The sequence below is a fragment of the Microbacterium shaanxiense genome, assembly GCF_054779995.1.
Map to the genome: position 1 here is coordinate 627,479 of NZ_BAAGXE010000001.1, position 15,691 is coordinate 643,169.

A 15,691-nucleotide genomic window follows, 5' to 3' on the forward strand; every position below is an offset into this window, starting at 1 on the left:
TAGCGACTCTAGGGAAAGAGTCTGTGTCGCCGCCGGGAAGCGCTGAGCAGGCACATACGCTGGAAGGCATGGACGACAGGTACGGCTCGGATGTGCTCGCAAGTGGATGGCGGAACCGCGGCGTGAAGCCCGTTCCGACCGTCGCCGCCGAACACGACCTGGTCGTCGAGGTCGCGGACGACGGATTCTGCGGAGCAGTGACGCGTGTGCAGTCGGGGCATGTCGAGCTCGAGGACCGCGTGGGCCGCAAACGACTGTTCCCTCTCGGTGGCGGTTTCCTGATCGACGGAGAGCCCGTGCGCCTCGCGCCGCCGGCCGCGGCGAAGCAGACGATGAAGCGCACGGCATCCGGCTCATTCGCCGTCGCCGACCAACGCGCTCGTGTGGCGCTGCCCAGCCGCATCCTCGTCGAGGGCAAGCACGACGCGGAGCTCGTGGAGAAGGTGTGGGGCGCCGACCTGCGAGTCGAGGGCGTGGCCGTCGAATTCCTTCAGGGCGTCGACAAGCTCGACGATCTGCTCGCCCAGGAACCGCCGAGTGCAACGCGCCGCTACGGCGTGCTGGTGGACCATCTCGTTCCCGGATCGAAGGAGTCGCGCATCGCCGACGCGATCCTGCGGGGTCCGCACGGCCGTCATCTGAAGATCGTCGGCCACCCGTTCATCGACGTGTGGCAGTGTGTCACGCCGAAGACCCTCGGCATCTCCCGCTGGCCCGAGATCCCGCGCGGAACGGACTGGAAGACGGGGATCTGCCGCGCGTTCGGGTGGCCGCACGAGACGCAGGGCGACACGGGCCGTGCCTGGCAGCACATATTGAGCAAGGTCCACACCTACCACGACCTCGAACCGGCTCTGCTGGGTCGTGTGGAGGAGCTGATCGACTTCGTCACCGAGCCTGCCGGGCGCTGAACGCATACCCGCCGGTTAAGATCGAGGCATGCCCGAAACCCCCGTCTTCCGTGAAGAACCGGTCTCGTTCGTACGCCGGAGCGGGCGGATGTCGGATGCACAGGACCGCGCTTTCGAAGAACTCGCTCCGCGATACCTGCTGGATGTGCCGCGCGGGATCGCCTCCACGAGCGTCCACGCCGACGCACGCATGGATCCTGCGATCGAATACGGCCGGGATGCACGCCTGTTCGTCGAGATCGGATCGGGTCAGGGACACGCGATCATCTCGGCTGCCACCTCAAGACCGGACGACGACTTCCTCGCCATCGAGGTCTTCCGGGCGGGCCTGGCCCGCACGATGCTCGATGCCGACAAGGCGGGAGTGCGGAACCTTCGACTCGTCGAGGCCAATGCGCCCGAAGTGCTCGCGTCGTACGTGCCGGAAGGGGCGGTGTCCGAGGTCTGGATCTTCTTCCCCGACCCCTGGCACAAGAAGCGTCACACCAAGCGTCGGCTGGTGCGCCAGGGCTTCGGTGACGCCGCAGCGCGCGCACTGGCGGACGGTGGTCTGCTGCGACTCGCGACCGACTGGGAGGACTACGCGTTGCAGATGCGCGAGGTGCTGGATGCCGAACCGCTGTTCGAGCGCGCGTTCGAGGGGGACTGGGCGGATCGCTTCGACGGACGGGTCATGACGGCTTTCGAGCGCAAGGGGATCGCCAAGGGCCGCGACATCCGCGACCTCGTGTACCGGCGCAAGACGCGCGCATGACGCCCGCCTCGGCCGCGGCGTTGTCGAAGCTCGCCCCCGCCCTCCTGGTGTGCCTCGCGGCACCGGCGTTCTTCGTCATCCAGTGGCCGTGGCTGGGGTGGCTGCTGCTCGCGGCCGGTGTCGGTGGAGCCTGGCTGATCGAGCGGGGCGACGCGACGGCATCCGGCCCCTCGCTCACCCGGGATCTCTCGCTGATCGCGTTCGGCCTGCTGATCGTCAGCGTGATTCCGCTGGCCGCTGAACTCGACAACATGGCGATGCTGCGATTCACACTCGCTCTGGGCGGTGCGGTGGCCGTGCCTTACGTGATCTCGCGGTTCGTGTATCGCGACAGGGCGATCAGCTTCCCGTGGCGCACGCACCGCCGGTGGGGGCGCCTGCAGTGGGGCTGGCTCGTGGCGGTGCTCGTGCTCGGTTGGCTGATCCTGCCGTTCTACTTCATCACGAGCGGCGTGTATCTGAACTGGCCGGTCGTCGACACCCCGGAGCTGATCGCCAGACTCTTCGTCGGCGTGGGCGCGGTGGGCATCTGGGACGAGCTGTTCTTCATCTGCACGGTGTTCGCACTGCTGCGCCGGCATTTCCCCGATGCGCTCGCGAACGTGCTGCAGATGATCGTCTTCGTGTCATTCCTGTGGGAGCTCGGCTATCGCGAGTGGGGACCTCTGCTGACCATCCCGTTCGCGCTGCTGCAGGGGTACATCTTCCTCAAGACGCACTCGCTGGCGTACGTGGTGACCGTCCACCTGCTGTTCGACGCGGTGGTCTTCGCGGTGCTCGTGCACGCGCACAATCCGGGTCTGCTGCCGATCTTCCTCATCTGAGGCGACGGGGTGGGAGAATCAGCCCATGCTCATACTCGGTCTGGTCCTCGCGGCGGCTGCCGCCGCCTTCCACGTCTTCATCTTCGCGCTCGAATCCCTGAGGTGGACCGAGCCCGAGACACGCAAGATCTTCGGCATCGCCAGTGAGGCGGATGCCGAGACCACGAAGCCGCTCGCGTTCAACCAGGGCTTCTACAACCTGTTCCTCGCGCTCGCGACGCTGCTCGGGATCGCGCTCCTGCTCTCGGGCCTGACGACGATCGGTCTCACCCTCGTGTTCGCGGGTACCGGGATGATGCTCGCGGCTGCGCTCGTGCTGGTGCTGTCGAACCCGAAGTTGGCGAAGTCTGCCGCGATGCAGGGTGGGCTGCCGCTGCTGGCGATCGTCGTCACCGCGATCGCCGTCGCCGTGAACTGATCGGTCTCAGGCGACGGCGACCGGCTGACGGAGGATCGTGCGACGTCTGGCCGGATCGCCCTTGCGCGGATCGCTGAAGTAGATCTCGTGGTGCTTGCCGGTCATCCGCAGACCGTTCTGCGGGATGAACACGTCGTGCATCTCGGCGAGCAGCGGGGCCTCGTCGTCGAACGCCCCGACGTGCAGCGTCTGCACGCATGGTCCCTCGACATATGAGCCGAAGCGCACGTCATGCACCCGAGTTTCCTGGTTCTTCGCGGCGGCGGTGGCGACGGCATCCGCGAACAGCTCGTGATCGATCCACTCTGGCTGCATGATCATCAGCGTCCAGTCCCACTGCGACTTGTCGCGAGCGGCGGTGAACGCCGCATGGTCGTCCGCCCACCACAGCCCCTCGAGCGGCATGACCGTGTAGTCGCGGTCGAGCTCGCGCTTGCTGGTGAACTTCAGTGCGTACGCGAGCGGGTAGAGCGCCTCGACGGCGGTGGTGAACTCAGGGGCGGTGTTCGGGTCGCCGTGCCCGTCGATCATGAGGTACTTCAGCTCTGGCACGTCGATGATGTCGAATCGGCCCTTGCGAGCGCGGTACGCGTCGATCGTCTTCTTGAAGTCGGTCTTGTCGCCCATGCTCCGAGAATAGGGCTCTCGAATCGCGCTCCTGACCGGTCGAAAGGACGAAAACGCATGCTCCGAGCGCGCGGAAGATGCGTTTTCCTCCTTCCGGCTGAGGGTCAGCGCAGGGCGCGCTCGCTGATGTAGGCGCGCAGCTGCTGCTCGTCGTGCGGCATCTCGGTCACGCGCGGCGGAGCATCGAGCATCGCCTGAGTGGCGGCATCGGGTGCGACTGTGGTTCCGAGCGCCTCGATGATGAAGTCTGCGAACTTGGCGGGCTTGGCGGTCTCGAGAACGAGCATCGGGATGCCGGCTTCGACGTGAGCTCCGGCCACCTTGGCACCGTCCGCGGTGTGCGGGTCGAGGACCACACCGCTGTTCGCCGAGAACTCACGGATCGTCGCGATGCGGTCTTCGTGCGTGCTCGTGCCGCTGACGATCCCGAACTCCGACTCGAACCTGTTCAGCTCGCCGGAGAGGTCGATCTCATCGCGCTCCTCGAGCTCGTGCCAGGCCGCGGCAGTGCGCTCGGGGTCGCGACCGAGAAGGTCGAAGACGAACCGCTCGAGGTTCGAGGCGCGCGAGACGTCCATCGAGGGGCTCGAAGTCGCCAGGGTGTTCTCGGCGTTGCGCGGCCGGTAGTGACCGGTGCGGAAGAACTCGTCGAGCACGTTGTTCTCGTTCGACGCGAGCACCAGTCTGCGGATCGGCACGCCCATGCTCTTCGCGTAATGGCCGGAGAGGATGTTGCCGAAGTTGCCCGATGGTACGGCGAAGGAAACCTCGAACTGCGCCCGCTCGCTGTCGGCCACCGCGTCGGTGACGCGCAGCCATGCCCATACGTAATAGGCGATCTGCGCCGAGATGCGCCCGAAGTTGATGGAGTTGACGGCGCCGAGGCTGTGGGCGCGCTTGAAGTCGAGGTCGGTCGCCAGGCGCTTGACGAGGTTCTGGCAATCATCGAAGACGCCCTCGACGGCGATGTTGTGCACGTTCTCGTCCTGCAACGAGTACATCTGTGCACGCTGGAATGCGCTCATCCGGCCCTGCGGGGAGAGCATGAAGATCGAGACGCGGTCACGGCCGCGGAGGGCGTGCTCTGCGGCGGAGCCGGTGTCGCCCGAGGTCGCGCCGAGCACGTTCAGCACCCTGTCGTTCTTCTCCAGCACATACTCCAGCGCCTCGCCGAGGAACTGCATCGCCATGTCCTTGAAGGCCAGAGTGGGGCCTTCAGAGAGACCGACGAGTGTCATGCCCTCGCCGATCTCGCTCAGCGGAACGATCTCCTCGGCGGCGAACTTCCCGTCGCCGTACGCCGCAGCGGTGAGGCGGGCGAGGTCTTCGCGCGGGATGTCTGTGGCGAACAGGCCGATGATCTCCGTGGCGAGTTCTGGATAACTCAGCGGGCGCAGTCGCTCGAGGTCGTCCGCGCTGAGGTGAGGCAGCGTCTCTGGGACGGCGAGACCGCCATTGGGGGCGAGCCCCTCGAGGAGGACGTCGCTGAACTGTCCGAGTGTGCCGCCGCGCGTGGAGATGTACTGCAAGTCTCGAACCTCGATTGTGCTGGTGATGGGTGTCGGAACGTCGGTTCCATCGTAGAGCGTGGGGCGATCATGACTGTTCCGGATGACGTGGACGTGCTCAGGTCGCTCCCTCGGCGTCGTCACGGAGGCCGCGGACGACTGTGCGGATGCCGAGGCCACCCAGAGCACCGACGAGGATTCCGACACCTGTGACGCCGAGCAGCATCCTCAGATCGGTGTATCCGGCACCGCCGAGGACCAGCCCGAGACCGGCCCCGAGCATGCCACTGACCATCGCGATGTGCACGCCGCTGTAGCTCTGCGCCGGCCACGGATCCCACGCACGCAGGAAGAACCGGTGCAGCGCTGCGGCGAGCCCGGCTGCCACGAGCAGGAGGAGCCCCACAGACGGCTCATCAGCAGCCGGCCAACGGGACTTGTAGAGGTGGGTCAGACCGGGGTCCCGGTTCTCATCGCGCGGGCAGATCCGATCGCCGATATCCGAGTAGCACTCGGGATCCATGAGCGGGATGGCCAGCCCCGACACAGTGAAGGCGATGACCACCCACAACACGAACACGACAGCGAGGGGCAGAAGGGTTCGGACCCACCCGCTTTGAGGGGCGGGGAGCATCGACAGGCGCATCGAGGGGCGCCCGGTCATCGACGGCTCCTCTGCCGAGGCGGAGCCGGATCCCGCAGCATCGGGGTGAGCGTTGCCGAGCGCCACCACTCATCTTCTGCGTGGGTGCCTTGCGACGGCGCCAACAGTGCCCAGCCGTCATGGTCGAACCCGCCCTCCGCGAAGTAGCCGCCTTTCGCTTCAAGGCCGAAGATCTCCTCCGAAGCCAGGATGCCGTGTGTGCGCAGCCTGCCGTGCTGCAGCTCCTGGTAGGTGTCGTTGCGACGCAACCACTGCCGGTACGCCGCCACGATTCGGGTGGACTGCGCGTCTGTCGTCCTGTGGTCGATCAGGATCAGGCCGGGAGTATCCGAGAACTCTCCGTTGCTGTGGGCGAAAGGAGAACCATAGATCTCGCATGGGATGCCGTGCTCTGCGATCCACACGGCACGTTCAGCGTCATCTGGCAGAGGGGGAGAGAGCCGCACGCGGATCAGCAATGCGGTTCCGATCGTCAGCCACACTCCCACAGCCACCCACAGGATCCACATCCCTCCGTCAGGCGAGTCGGTGAGCGTCCAGTGGAGCAGAAGCGCTGCGGCGCCGAGAGGCAGACCCACCAGGACGATCGGTGCCAGGTACTTGTCCGCATCATCATCTGACAGATCCAGACTCGCCCATCGGGCCACTCGCTCTGCGGACACCGCAGGCGGAGCCGTGGGGCGCGCAAGTCGTTCGGATGCACTGCCGGCTGTCTCCCATGCCGAGGAAGGGTCGCCGGGCCAGGACCTGCGACGGGTCGGCGTATGTTCATCGGATTCGGCGAACTCCATGACCCCGAGCAGCGGCGATCCCGTCCGGGGCGGCCACACCTGTCGATCGGTCCTCATTCGCACCCCGTCGAGGTTGTAGCCGCGACGTGCCACATCATCGTGTGCTTCCGTGAGGAGACAGCGACCCTGGGGGTGTATGAACCCGTACACCTGGAGAGTCGTGCCGATCGGGAAGCGGGCGAGTTCACCCTCGTGGATGAGATCGGCCACATGCTCCGTGCGGGTTCTGCGGCCGGCATCCGCGTACTGAACCTCGATCTGCCAGAGGTCACCGGTTTCGCCGCTCCTGTTCCGAGTGAAGAATCGGAGCATCTTCTGCGGCGCGATCCTCATGGAGGTCACGGTCGCCGCCCGGGGCACGAGGTCCAAGGGCGGCAACGCCCCGGTTCTAAGCGCGTGCTCCCGGTTGTCGATGACGATCGCGGCCACACTCCACACGAGCCCGAGCGCGATTAGAGCGAGCCACCAGTGCTGCATCACCCACTCCATGACCATGCCTCATTCCGTCGGGATTCCGTCCGGTCGGATATCAGCCATGCTCCTCGGTGGGTGGGCGCTCCCGATCACAGGATGCCTTGCGATCGGAGCGCTCGCCGTAGATCGCTGATCCCTGTGTACAGGTGAGCGGTGATGCCCATAGCCTCGGCTCCGGCCAGTCAAGCGTCCGCGCCTCCTGTGCTTGTGGTGGAGCTCCGCAACGTCGTGTCGGCGGGCGGGTGAATCGCTGGCCCTCGACCAGTGATATCGTCGTTCGGTACGCCTCCGTAGCTCAGTGGATAGAGCGCCGGTTTCCGGTACCGTAGGTCGCAGGTTCGACTCCTGTCGGGGGCACGTACGACAGAAGGGCCATCCGCCATTGGATGGCCCTTCCTGCGTCTATCCGTCGGACGGGTGACCGTCGATCACTGCTGTCCCGCCTCGCCGGCCTCGGTCACCGGAGCGGCTGCGAGTTCGGCCAGCGCCGCGGCGACCTTCTCGGCGAGGTAACGGTGACCGTCAGTGGACGGATGTCGGTTGCCGAGGTCGACATCGATCACATCGAAGTAGTTCTGATCGTTGATCCATTCCTCTTGCACGGGGGAGATGTACCACCAGCCCCGTCCGCCGGCCAGTGCCGCGAGATCGTGATCGATGCGCGCCGTCGCGTCGCCCACCGGCAGCTGATGCGGCGCAGGGCCGAGCACGACGATCGTGGCGTCGGGGTACATCGCGGACAGCGCATCCCACGCCGCCGTCACGGCTTCGCGATACCCCGCGACACCGGAGGCCCGATCATTGATGGACCCCTGGATGAGCACGAGGTCGGGATCGAGCGCCGGATCGAGCGAGGCGATCCGCTCCCCGAACGTGGGACCGTCGACGCCCGGCTTCAGATATCCGCTTCCGCGCACCCCGTCCACCGTCGTGTCGCCGTCGAGCAGGTCCGACAGCAGGTAGGCGTACCCGAGCGTGGGATCGCTGGCGGCTGAGCCGTAGGTCCACGAGTCTCCGAAGACCAGAACACTCGGATGCTCGGGCAGTGCGAGCGGTGCGGGAGCCACGCTGACGACCTCCTCTGAGGCGACGATCGCCGACTCCGCCGGCGCAGGAACCCACGGTCGCCACACACCGAGGACGACCGCTGTGACGGCGGCCGCGAGCGCGACGAACAGCACCGTCGTGCGGGCGCCCCGCCGTATCCTCCCCGAAGCCATGGCAAGAGGGTAAGCGACGACGGCTCGAACGGAAAATTCCGGGGTGCGACGCGCCGTAGACTTGACGGGATATGAACCCCGACACTCTCGCCGAAGCCCTCCTCGCCGTCGTCTCGCCGATCGCCGCGTCCCTGCGACCCGACGAGGCGCTGGGTCTCGATGTCGCCGACATCGCGCTGGAGCGCCCCCGCAACCGCGACCACGGCGACTGGGCGTCCAACATCGCGATGCGGCTCGCGAAGAAGCTCGGGACGAACCCCCGCGAGCTCGCCCAGCGCATCGCCGATGAGATCGTCGCGGTCGAGGGTGTGAAGAGCGCAGAGGTCGCCGGTCCGGGATTCATCAACTTCCGACTGGATGCCGCCGCCGCGGGCGTTCTCGCCAAGACGATCGTCGATGCGGGTGCCGCGTACGGCACGAACGACTCGCAGGCCGGCGTCAGCGTCAACGTCGAGTTCGTGTCGGCGAATCCCACAGGGCCGCTGCACATCGCCCACACTCGGTGGGCGGCTCTCGGCGACTCGATCGTCCGCCTGCTGCTCGCGAGCGGCGCGAACGCGATCCGCGAGTACTACATCAACGATGCCGGCGCGCAGATGCAGCGCTTCGCGAGCTCGATCATCGCTGCGGCGAAGGGCGAGCCGACCCCCGAGGGCGGGTACCCGGGCCAGTACATCGGCATGCTCGCCGCGCGCGTGGTCGAGGCGCGCCCCGATCTGCTCGAACTGTCCGATGCCGAGCAGCTCACCGTCGCCGAGGACCTCGCCTACGAGTTCCAGCTCGCCGAGATCAAGAGCTCCCTCGAGCGCTTCAACGTGCCCTTCGACGTCTGGTTCTCCGAGCGCACGCTCCATGCGAAGGATGCCGCCGGCACCAGCCTCATCGATCAGGCGGTGGACCGCCTCCGAGAACAGGGCCACGTGTTCGACGAGGATGGCGCCGTCTGGGTCCGCACGACCGACTTCGGCGACGACAAGGACCGTGTGATCCGCCGCTCCAACGGCGAGTACACGTACTTCGCCGCCGATGCCGCGTACTACCTCAACAAGGGCGACCGCGGTTTCGAGCACAAGATCTACCTGCTGGGCGCTGATCACCACGGCTACGTGCATCGCCTCAAGGCGATCGCGGGGGCCGCAGGCCAGGACCCGCAGAAGAACGTCGAGGTCCTGATCGGGCAGATGGTGTCGATCAACGGCGCGCGGCTGTCGAAGCGCGCGGGCAACATCATCGAGATGGACGACCTGCTCGAGTGGCTCGGCACCGACGCTCTGCGGTACTCGTTGGAGCGCTCTCCTGCGGACTCGCCGCTCGATCTCGACCCGGAGCTGTTGCAGAAGCGCACGAACGACAACCCCGTCTTCTACGTGCAGTACGCGCACGCCCGTACGCACAACGTCGGTCGCAACGCCGCCGACTCCGGCGTCGATCGCTCGGAGTTCGCGCCTGAGACGCTGACGCATGAGACGGAGTCCGCGCTCCTCGGCGCGCTGCAGGAGTTCCCCCGCATCGTCGCCTTCTCCGCGCAGGTTCGCGAACCGCATCGCGTGGCCCGCTATCTCGAGGAGCTCGCCGGTCTTTACCACCGCTGGTACGACAACTGCCGTGTCACGCCGCTGAGCGATGCCCCGATCGAGAGTGTGCACCGCACGCGACTGTGGCTCAACGACGCCACCGGGCAGGTGCTGCGAAACGGACTGGGCCTGCTCGGCGTGTCCGCCCCCGAACGCATGTGACGCGCGTCGCCGCAGCAGGCAGGATGGTGCCATGAGTGATGACAATCCCACGCGGCCCTATCCGGATCGCTCCACAGAGCATCCGACACTGGCCCTCCCGAGAGATGCCGCCTCTGCGACTCCGAAGCGTCGAGGCGCTCGCTGGCCGTGGGTCCTTCTCGTGGTCGTGGTCGTGCTCGCCGTGCTCGTCATCGCCGCGGAGTTCATCGCCCGCGCGGTCCTTCCCGGCATCGTGCGGGGGATCGTCATCGAGCAGCTCGAACTCCCGGCCGACCAGCAGCTCGACGTCGACGCATCCGGCATCCTCCTGCCGCAGCTGATCGGCGGTCGGCTCGACGAGCTGCACCTCACCACTGACTCCGTCACGATCGGCGGTGTGACCGGTGCCGCCGACGTCACAGCAACGGGGATCCCGTTGCGCGGTGGAGACCTCACCGACGCGCGGGGCACCGTGCGACTCGACGGCGAACAGTTCACCCCTCTCATCGCGGCATCCGAGCTGCCGATCGATTCGGTCGTGTTCGCGGAGCCCGACGTCACGGTGTCGGGCAACCTCGCCGTGTTCGGCATCTCCCTGCCGCTCGCGCTGACAGTCACCCCCGGTGCAGAATCCGGCGAGCTGCTGCTCACTCCGGTCTCGCTGCAGGTCGCGGGGACCACACTGGATGCCCAGCAGATCGCCGACCGGTTCGGATCGTTCGCCGAACAGTTGACGCAGACGCAGCGCATCTGCATCGCCGATCAGCTTCCTGCTGGACTCACCATGACCGGCCTCGCCGTGGAGGGAGACGAGGTCGTCGTCGACGTCCAGGTCGACGGCGCGATCGTGACGGACGAGTCGTTGCAGGAGAACGGCGTCTGCCCCTAGGCACCTCGTTCCGCGGCCTCAGCCTTCTCAGCGGCGCGGAGAGCATCGGTCGCGATGCGCACGTCCTGCTGAGCACGCCTCACCCGTCGCTGTGCGAATGTTCGGGCGCCCTCCGTGGCCGAGACGCGGTCATGCTCCTCCTCGGCTCCCGTCACGATGTACGCGCACGCGATCAGCATGACCTGTGCGCTGAGGTTCAGCCAGATCAGCAGCGCCAGCAGCGACGCGAACGACGCGAGCAGCGGGTTCGAGGTCGCACCCCCGACGAACAGGCTCGACAGCTCCTGGAGCACGAGAAGCCCCAGGCCACCGAGCAGCGCGCCGGGCCAGATGACCCTGGCCGAGACCCGCTGGCCCGACAGCATCCGGAACACGCCGTAGATGAGCAGCGCGTCCAGCGCGAAGACGACGAGAAGCGACACGATCCTGATTCCCCAGACCGAGGCCACGGCATCCGACGGCATTCCGAGGAGATCGCTCACGAAGCCGAGACCGATGCGGGCGACGAATGTCACCGCCGCTGCGACGAGGAAAGACAGCCCGATGCCGATCGCGAGAGCGAGATTGCGCAGCACGACCCAGAGCCAGAACACGTCGTCGAGGACCGCTCCCGCGATCGTGCGCACCGCCGTGCGCAGGGATCCGATCGCGCCGAGCGCCGCGCCGATCAGCGCGACGAGCGAGATGATCCCGGCGACCGACAGCCCGCCCACCGCATCGATGGTCGAAGGGTCTTCGACGACGCCGCCTTCGCCGACGAGACCGGGGATTGCGGAGTCGATCGCCGCGATGATCGCAGCCCACGCCTCGTCGTTGCCCGCGAGCCAGATCGCGGCGATCGAGAATCCGAGCAGGAGCCCCGCGAAGACGCTGAACAGTGCGCGGTACGTGACGCTGTCGGCGAGCATCGGGCCGCGCCGCTCCGAGTAGAGCAGCGCGGCACGTGCGATCTTTCTCGCAAGTATCCATGCGGTCACGGTCCTGACCAGTCCGGCGATGCCGCCCGACTTCTTCTCGTGCACCGGGTCATCGGTTCGCGAAGTGCTCATGCCTTCACCGTAATGAATCGTGATCTGAGTCTGCGAGGGGCTTGCGCGTACGGGTGGCGCGTGGTCATTGCCTTAGAATCGGGGGCAGCCTCGCATGGCGTGATCTTGCCCGAGGATCCCTCCCGACGATTGGTGTGTGGTGCATTCTTCTGCTGTCTCGCTCGCCCCCGAGTGGCTCGACGTGCCCGAAGACCCCAACGCGCTGGCACCGTCCGTCTGGCCCTCATCCGCTCACCGCGACGACGACGATGTGCTCACGATCGCAGGGATGTCCGCCACCGCCCTCGCCGGAGCCCACGGCACGCCGCTGCTGGTTCTCGATGAGGACGAGGTGCGCGCTCGCGCTCGCGCCTTCCGCGACTCCTTCACGACCGCCGCGGCCGGCCACGAGACCTCGGCGCGTGTCTACTACGCGGGCAAGGCGCTCCTCTCGACCGCGATCGCGCGCTGGGTGACCGAGGAGGGTCTGGGCGTCGACGTGTGCTCCCGGGGCGAACTCGAGGTCGCACTCGCAGCCGGAGTGGATCCCTCGAACATGGGCTTCCACGGCAACAACAAGTCCGTGAACGAGATCGAGCGGGCCGTGCAGGTCGGCATCGGCACGATCATCGTCGACAGTGCGATCGAGATCGAGCGCATCGCGGCGGCGGCGGAGCGCGCCGACATCGTCCAGCGCGTGCTGGTCCGGGTCAACAGCGGCGTGCATGCGGAGACGCATGACTTCCTGGCGACGGCCCATGAGGATCAGAAGTTCGGCATGACGTTCGCGGATGCCGAGATCGCTGTCGCCCGCATCCGAGAACTGCCGGCACTGCAGTTCATCGGGCTGCACTGCCACATCGGCTCACAGATCTTCGGCGTCGCAGGCTTCCGGGAGTCCGCATCGCGTGTGCTCGAACTGCACCAGAAGCTGCTCGCGGGCGGCGACATCCCGCTGCTGAACCTCGGAGGGGGTTTCGGGATCGCCTACACGAGCGTGGACGACCCGACCCCGATCGAACAGCTCGCCGCCCAGATCGTGACAGCGGTGGCCGACGGCTGCGCGTCGCGCGGCATCCCGATGCCGCAGCTCGCATTCGAGCCCGGACGTGCGATCGTCGGCACAGCGGGTGTCACGCTCTACGAGGTCGGAACGACCAAAGACGTGCGTCTGGGGTCCGGTGCGAGCCGCCTGTACGTCAGCGTCGACGGCGGCATGAGCGACAACCCGCGTGCAGCGCTCTACGGCGCGCAGTACTCCGCCCGTCTCGCATCGCGCGCAGGATCGGGTGAACCCGTTCTGACCCGTGTGGTCGGCATGCACTGCGAATCGGGCGACATCGTCGTCGACCACGAGTATCTCCCCGCCGACATCGCGCCGGGAGACCTGCTCGCCGTCCCGGCGACCGGCGCCTACTGCGCCCCGCTGTCGAGCAACTACAACCATGTCCCTCGCCCGCCCGTCGTCGCCGTCTCCGGCGGTCGCTCCCGCGTGATCGTGCGCGGCGAGAGCATCGACGATCTGCTGGCACGGGATGCGGGTATCCGCACGAATGAAGGAGCACGATGACCCATCCCCAGGTGAGCAGTTCGGCGCAGTACCGACGGCTGCGAGTGGCTTTGCTCGGCGCCGGTGCCGTCGGATCGCAGGTCGCGCGCATCCTGCTGGAGCACGGCGAGGAGCTCGCCGATCGGTCCGGAGCAGCCCTTGAGCTCGCCGGTATCGCCGTGCGCGACGTCGACGCGAAGCGCGACGTCGATCTGCCCAAGGAGCTGTTCACCACCGACGCGGAGAGCCTGATCGTCGGCAGCGACATCGTGATCGAGCTGATGGGCGGGATAGAGCCCGCTCGTCAGAACCTGCTGCTCGCCCTGAACTCCGGCGCCGATGTCGTCACGGCCAACAAGGCGCTGCTCGCGACCCACGGGCCCGAGCTGTTCGAGGCCGCCGATCAGGTCGGCGCCTCGGTCTACTACGAGGCCGCGGCCGCCGGAGCGATCCCGATCATCCGTCCGCTGCGGGATTCGCTCGCCGGTGACCGCGTCGTGCGCCTGATGGGCATCGTCAACGGGACCACGAACTACATCCTCGACCGCATGGACGGTGAGGGCGCCGACTTCGGCGAAGTGCTCGCCGATGCGCAGCGGCTCGGATACGCCGAGTCCGACCCCACAGCGGATGTCGAGGGCTACGACGCCGCGCAGAAGGCCGCGATCCTGGCATCCCTCGCCTTCCACACCGCTGTACCGCTGGAAGCCGTGCACAGAGAGGGCATCACGCAGATCACGCCGTCGATGATCGAGGAAGCACGCGCCGCCGGGTTCGTCATCAAGCTGCTCGCCGTGTGCGAGCGTCTCGATGTCGACGGCGCGGAGTCGATCTCGGTACGGGTGTATCCGGCACTGGTCGCACGCACGCACCCGCTCGCCGCCGTGCACGGTGCGAACAACGCCGTGTTCGTCGAAGCCGAGGCCGCAGGTTCTCTGATGTTCTACGGCGCGGGCGCCGGCGGCGTGCAGACCGCCTCCGCTGTGCTCGGCGACGTCGTCTCCGCGGCCCGTCGGCACATCGCAGGGGGAGTGGGCGTGGGTGAGTCGACGCGCGCGAATCTGCCGACCGTCCCGATCGGCAATGTGATCACGCGCTACCAGATCACGCTCGAGGTCGACGACCAGCCGGGTGTCCTCGCAGCGGTCGCAGGCATCCTGAGCGAAGGCGGGGTCTCCGTCGCGACGGTCGTCCAGACCGTCGAGGGCGAGGGCGAGGAGGACACGACCGCGCGTCTCATCATCGGCACGCACAAGGCCACGGAGCGAGCGCTCAGCGACACCGTCGCGCAGCTGGCCGCGAGCACGGTCGTAGAACGCGTCGTGTCGGTGCTGCGCGTGGAAGGCGAGTGATGGTGGCTGAAGGGCGTTCCGTCACGGTACGGGTCCCTGCCACGAGCGCGAACCTCGGTCCGGGGTTCGACACGCTCGGGTTGGCGCTGAGCGTCTACGACGAACTGACCGTCTCCGCTCTCGACGACGACCGCCTCGAGATCGACGTGACGGGATCGGGCGCCTCCGAGATATCGCGGGATGAGTCGAACCTGGTCGTCCGATCCATCGAGCACGTCTACAAGGACGCGGGGCGCGTGATGCCCGGTCTGCGGATCGAGGCCCGTAACGGCGTCCCGCATGGCCGCGGGCTGGGTTCCTCCGGCGCCGCAGTGACAGCGGGTGTGCTCGCGGCGAAAGGTCTGCTGGAGGGTGAGGTCGAGTTCACGGACATCGACCTGCTGCGCCTGGCCACCGAGCTCGAGGGGCACCCGGACAACGTCGCACCTGCGTTGTTCGGCGGCCTGACGATCGCGTGGACGGGGGAGCGCGGCCCGCAGCACAAGAAGCTTCTCGTGCACCGCGGCGTCGCACCTCTCGTGCTGGTTCCCGAGCGCACGATGTCGACCGTCCTTGCTCGATCGCTGCAGCCGCCGCAGGTGTCGCGTGAGGATGCCGTCTTCAACGTGTCCCGCTCGGCACTGCTCATCGCCGCGCTCACGCAGAGCCCGGAGCTCCTTCTCGATGCGACGGCGGATCGTCTGCATCAGGACTACCGCGCGGAGGCGATGCCAGAGACGCACGCCCTGGTGCAGACGCTGCGCAAAGCGGGATTCGCCGCGGTCGTGTCGGGTGCGGGACCGAGCGTCCTGGTCCTCGCCGACGGACCCGGCAGCCGACTCGAGGCGGCCGAACTCGCGGCATCCGCCGTCGACACCCCGTGGGAGGCGCTCATGCTGGCCGTCGACGTGCGTGGTGGTACAGTAAGGGATCGAGCGGAGGGCTCCACGTAATTTCGTGAATCTGGCCCCCATCGCAATTCTGCGAG

15 protein-coding genes and 1 tRNA gene are annotated in these 15,691 nt (G+C 67.2%); 10 read left to right on the plus strand and 6 right to left on the minus strand.

Going from position 1 to position 15,691, the window contains the following annotated elements:
• Positions 1 to 68: 68 nt before the first annotated feature.
• Genes ACYVG2_RS02880 through ACYVG2_RS02895 form a run of 4 tightly spaced genes read left to right on the plus strand, consistent with a single transcriptional unit; the run spans position 69 to position 2,907 of the window.
• Positions 69 to 911: a DUF3097 domain-containing protein gene (locus tag ACYVG2_RS02880; protein ID WP_460779597.1), complete on the plus strand. Its 843-nt coding sequence runs from the start codon at positions 69 to 71 to the stop codon at positions 909 to 911.
• Positions 912 to 939: 28 nt separating this feature from the next.
• Positions 940 to 1,665: a tRNA (guanosine(46)-N7)-methyltransferase TrmB gene (gene trmB, locus ACYVG2_RS02885; RefSeq protein ID WP_448965260.1), complete on the plus strand. Its 726-nt coding sequence runs from the start codon at positions 940 to 942 to the stop codon at positions 1,663 to 1,665.
• Entirely contained in the window at positions 1,662 to 2,489 is an 828-nt protein-coding gene (locus tag ACYVG2_RS02890) for a CPBP family glutamic-type intramembrane protease (protein WP_460779598.1), read from the plus strand. Before trmB ends, ACYVG2_RS02890 begins: the two co-directional genes overlap by 4 nt.
• Before the next feature lie 25 nt (positions 2,490 to 2,514).
• Positions 2,515 to 2,907, plus strand: coding sequence for a DUF1304 domain-containing protein (locus tag ACYVG2_RS02895; RefSeq protein ID WP_460779599.1), 393 nt, complete (start codon positions 2,515 to 2,517; stop codon positions 2,905 to 2,907).
• A gap of 6 nt (positions 2,908 to 2,913) precedes the next feature.
• Here the strand turns inward: ACYVG2_RS02895 and ACYVG2_RS02900 are convergent, their stop codons facing one another.
• The 4 genes from ACYVG2_RS02900 to ACYVG2_RS02915 all read right to left on the minus strand — a co-directional run bounded on the left by ACYVG2_RS02900 (position 2,914) and on the right by ACYVG2_RS02915 (position 6,992).
• Positions 2,914 to 3,534 carry a GyrI-like domain-containing protein gene (locus ACYVG2_RS02900; protein WP_460779600.1) on the minus strand — a complete coding sequence of 207 codons (621 nt, stop codon included), beginning with the start codon at positions 3,532 to 3,534 and terminating at the stop codon, positions 2,914 to 2,916.
• 104 nt (positions 3,535 to 3,638) lie between these two features.
• Positions 3,639 to 5,063 carry a threonine synthase gene (gene thrC, locus ACYVG2_RS02905; RefSeq protein ID WP_460779601.1) on the minus strand — a complete coding sequence of 475 codons (1,425 nt, stop codon included), beginning with the start codon at positions 5,061 to 5,063 and terminating at the stop codon, positions 3,639 to 3,641.
• 97 nt (positions 5,064 to 5,160) lie between these two features.
• Entirely contained in the window at positions 5,161 to 5,706 is a 546-nt protein-coding gene (locus ACYVG2_RS02910) for a hypothetical protein (RefSeq protein WP_460779602.1), read from the minus strand.
• Complete coding sequence (locus tag ACYVG2_RS02915; protein ID WP_460779603.1) at positions 5,703 to 6,992, minus strand: hypothetical protein; 1,290 nt, start codon at positions 6,990 to 6,992, stop codon at positions 5,703 to 5,705. The genes ACYVG2_RS02910 and ACYVG2_RS02915 overlap by 4 nt, the downstream gene beginning before the upstream one ends.
• A gap of 263 nt (positions 6,993 to 7,255) precedes the next feature.
• Here ACYVG2_RS02915 and ACYVG2_RS02920 point away from each other — a divergent pair.
• Positions 7,256 to 7,328, plus strand: a tRNA-Arg gene (locus ACYVG2_RS02920).
• 71 nt (positions 7,329 to 7,399) lie between these two features.
• Here the strand turns inward: ACYVG2_RS02920 and ACYVG2_RS02925 are convergent.
• Positions 7,400 to 8,191 carry an SGNH/GDSL hydrolase family protein gene (locus ACYVG2_RS02925; protein WP_460779604.1) on the minus strand — a complete coding sequence of 264 codons (792 nt, stop codon included), beginning with the start codon at positions 8,189 to 8,191 and terminating at the stop codon, positions 7,400 to 7,402.
• Positions 8,192 to 8,262: 71 nt separating this feature from the next.
• On the opposite strand from ACYVG2_RS02925, the gene argS reads away from it, so the two are divergent.
• Positions 8,263 to 9,927 carry an arginine--tRNA ligase gene (gene argS, locus ACYVG2_RS02930; RefSeq protein WP_460779605.1) on the plus strand — a complete coding sequence of 555 codons (1,665 nt, stop codon included), beginning with the start codon at positions 8,263 to 8,265 and terminating at the stop codon, positions 9,925 to 9,927.
• Between the two features lie 31 nt (positions 9,928 to 9,958).
• The gene (locus ACYVG2_RS02935) at positions 9,959 to 10,795 is read left to right on the plus strand and encodes an LmeA family phospholipid-binding protein (RefSeq protein ID WP_460779606.1); all 837 of its coding nucleotides are present in this window, start codon (positions 9,959 to 9,961) and stop codon (positions 10,793 to 10,795) included.
• On the opposite strand, the gene ACYVG2_RS02940 is transcribed toward ACYVG2_RS02935, so the two are convergent.
• A complete protein-coding gene (locus ACYVG2_RS02940; protein ID WP_460779608.1) occupies positions 10,792 to 11,844 on the minus strand; it encodes a YhjD/YihY/BrkB family envelope integrity protein in 1,053 nt (350 codons plus the stop codon). The genes ACYVG2_RS02935 and ACYVG2_RS02940 overlap by 4 nt on opposite strands.
• Positions 11,845 to 11,983: 139 nt before the next feature.
• Here ACYVG2_RS02940 and lysA point away from each other — a divergent pair, with 139 nt between their 5' ends.
• Genes lysA through thrB form a run of 3 tightly spaced genes read left to right on the plus strand, consistent with a single transcriptional unit; the run spans position 11,984 to position 15,656 of the window.
• A complete protein-coding gene (lysA, locus tag ACYVG2_RS02945) occupies positions 11,984 to 13,393 on the plus strand; it encodes a diaminopimelate decarboxylase (RefSeq protein WP_460779930.1) in 1,410 nt (469 codons plus the stop codon).
• Positions 13,390 to 14,724, plus strand: coding sequence for a homoserine dehydrogenase (locus tag ACYVG2_RS02950; RefSeq protein WP_460779609.1), 1,335 nt, complete (start codon positions 13,390 to 13,392; stop codon positions 14,722 to 14,724). The genes lysA and ACYVG2_RS02950 overlap by 4 nt, the downstream gene beginning before the upstream one ends.
• On the plus strand, positions 14,724 to 15,656 hold the full coding sequence (gene thrB, locus ACYVG2_RS02955; RefSeq protein WP_460779610.1) for a homoserine kinase: 933 nt from the start codon (positions 14,724 to 14,726) through the stop codon (positions 15,654 to 15,656). Before ACYVG2_RS02950 ends, thrB begins: the two co-directional genes overlap by 1 nt.
• Positions 15,657 to 15,691 lie beyond the last annotated feature (35 nt).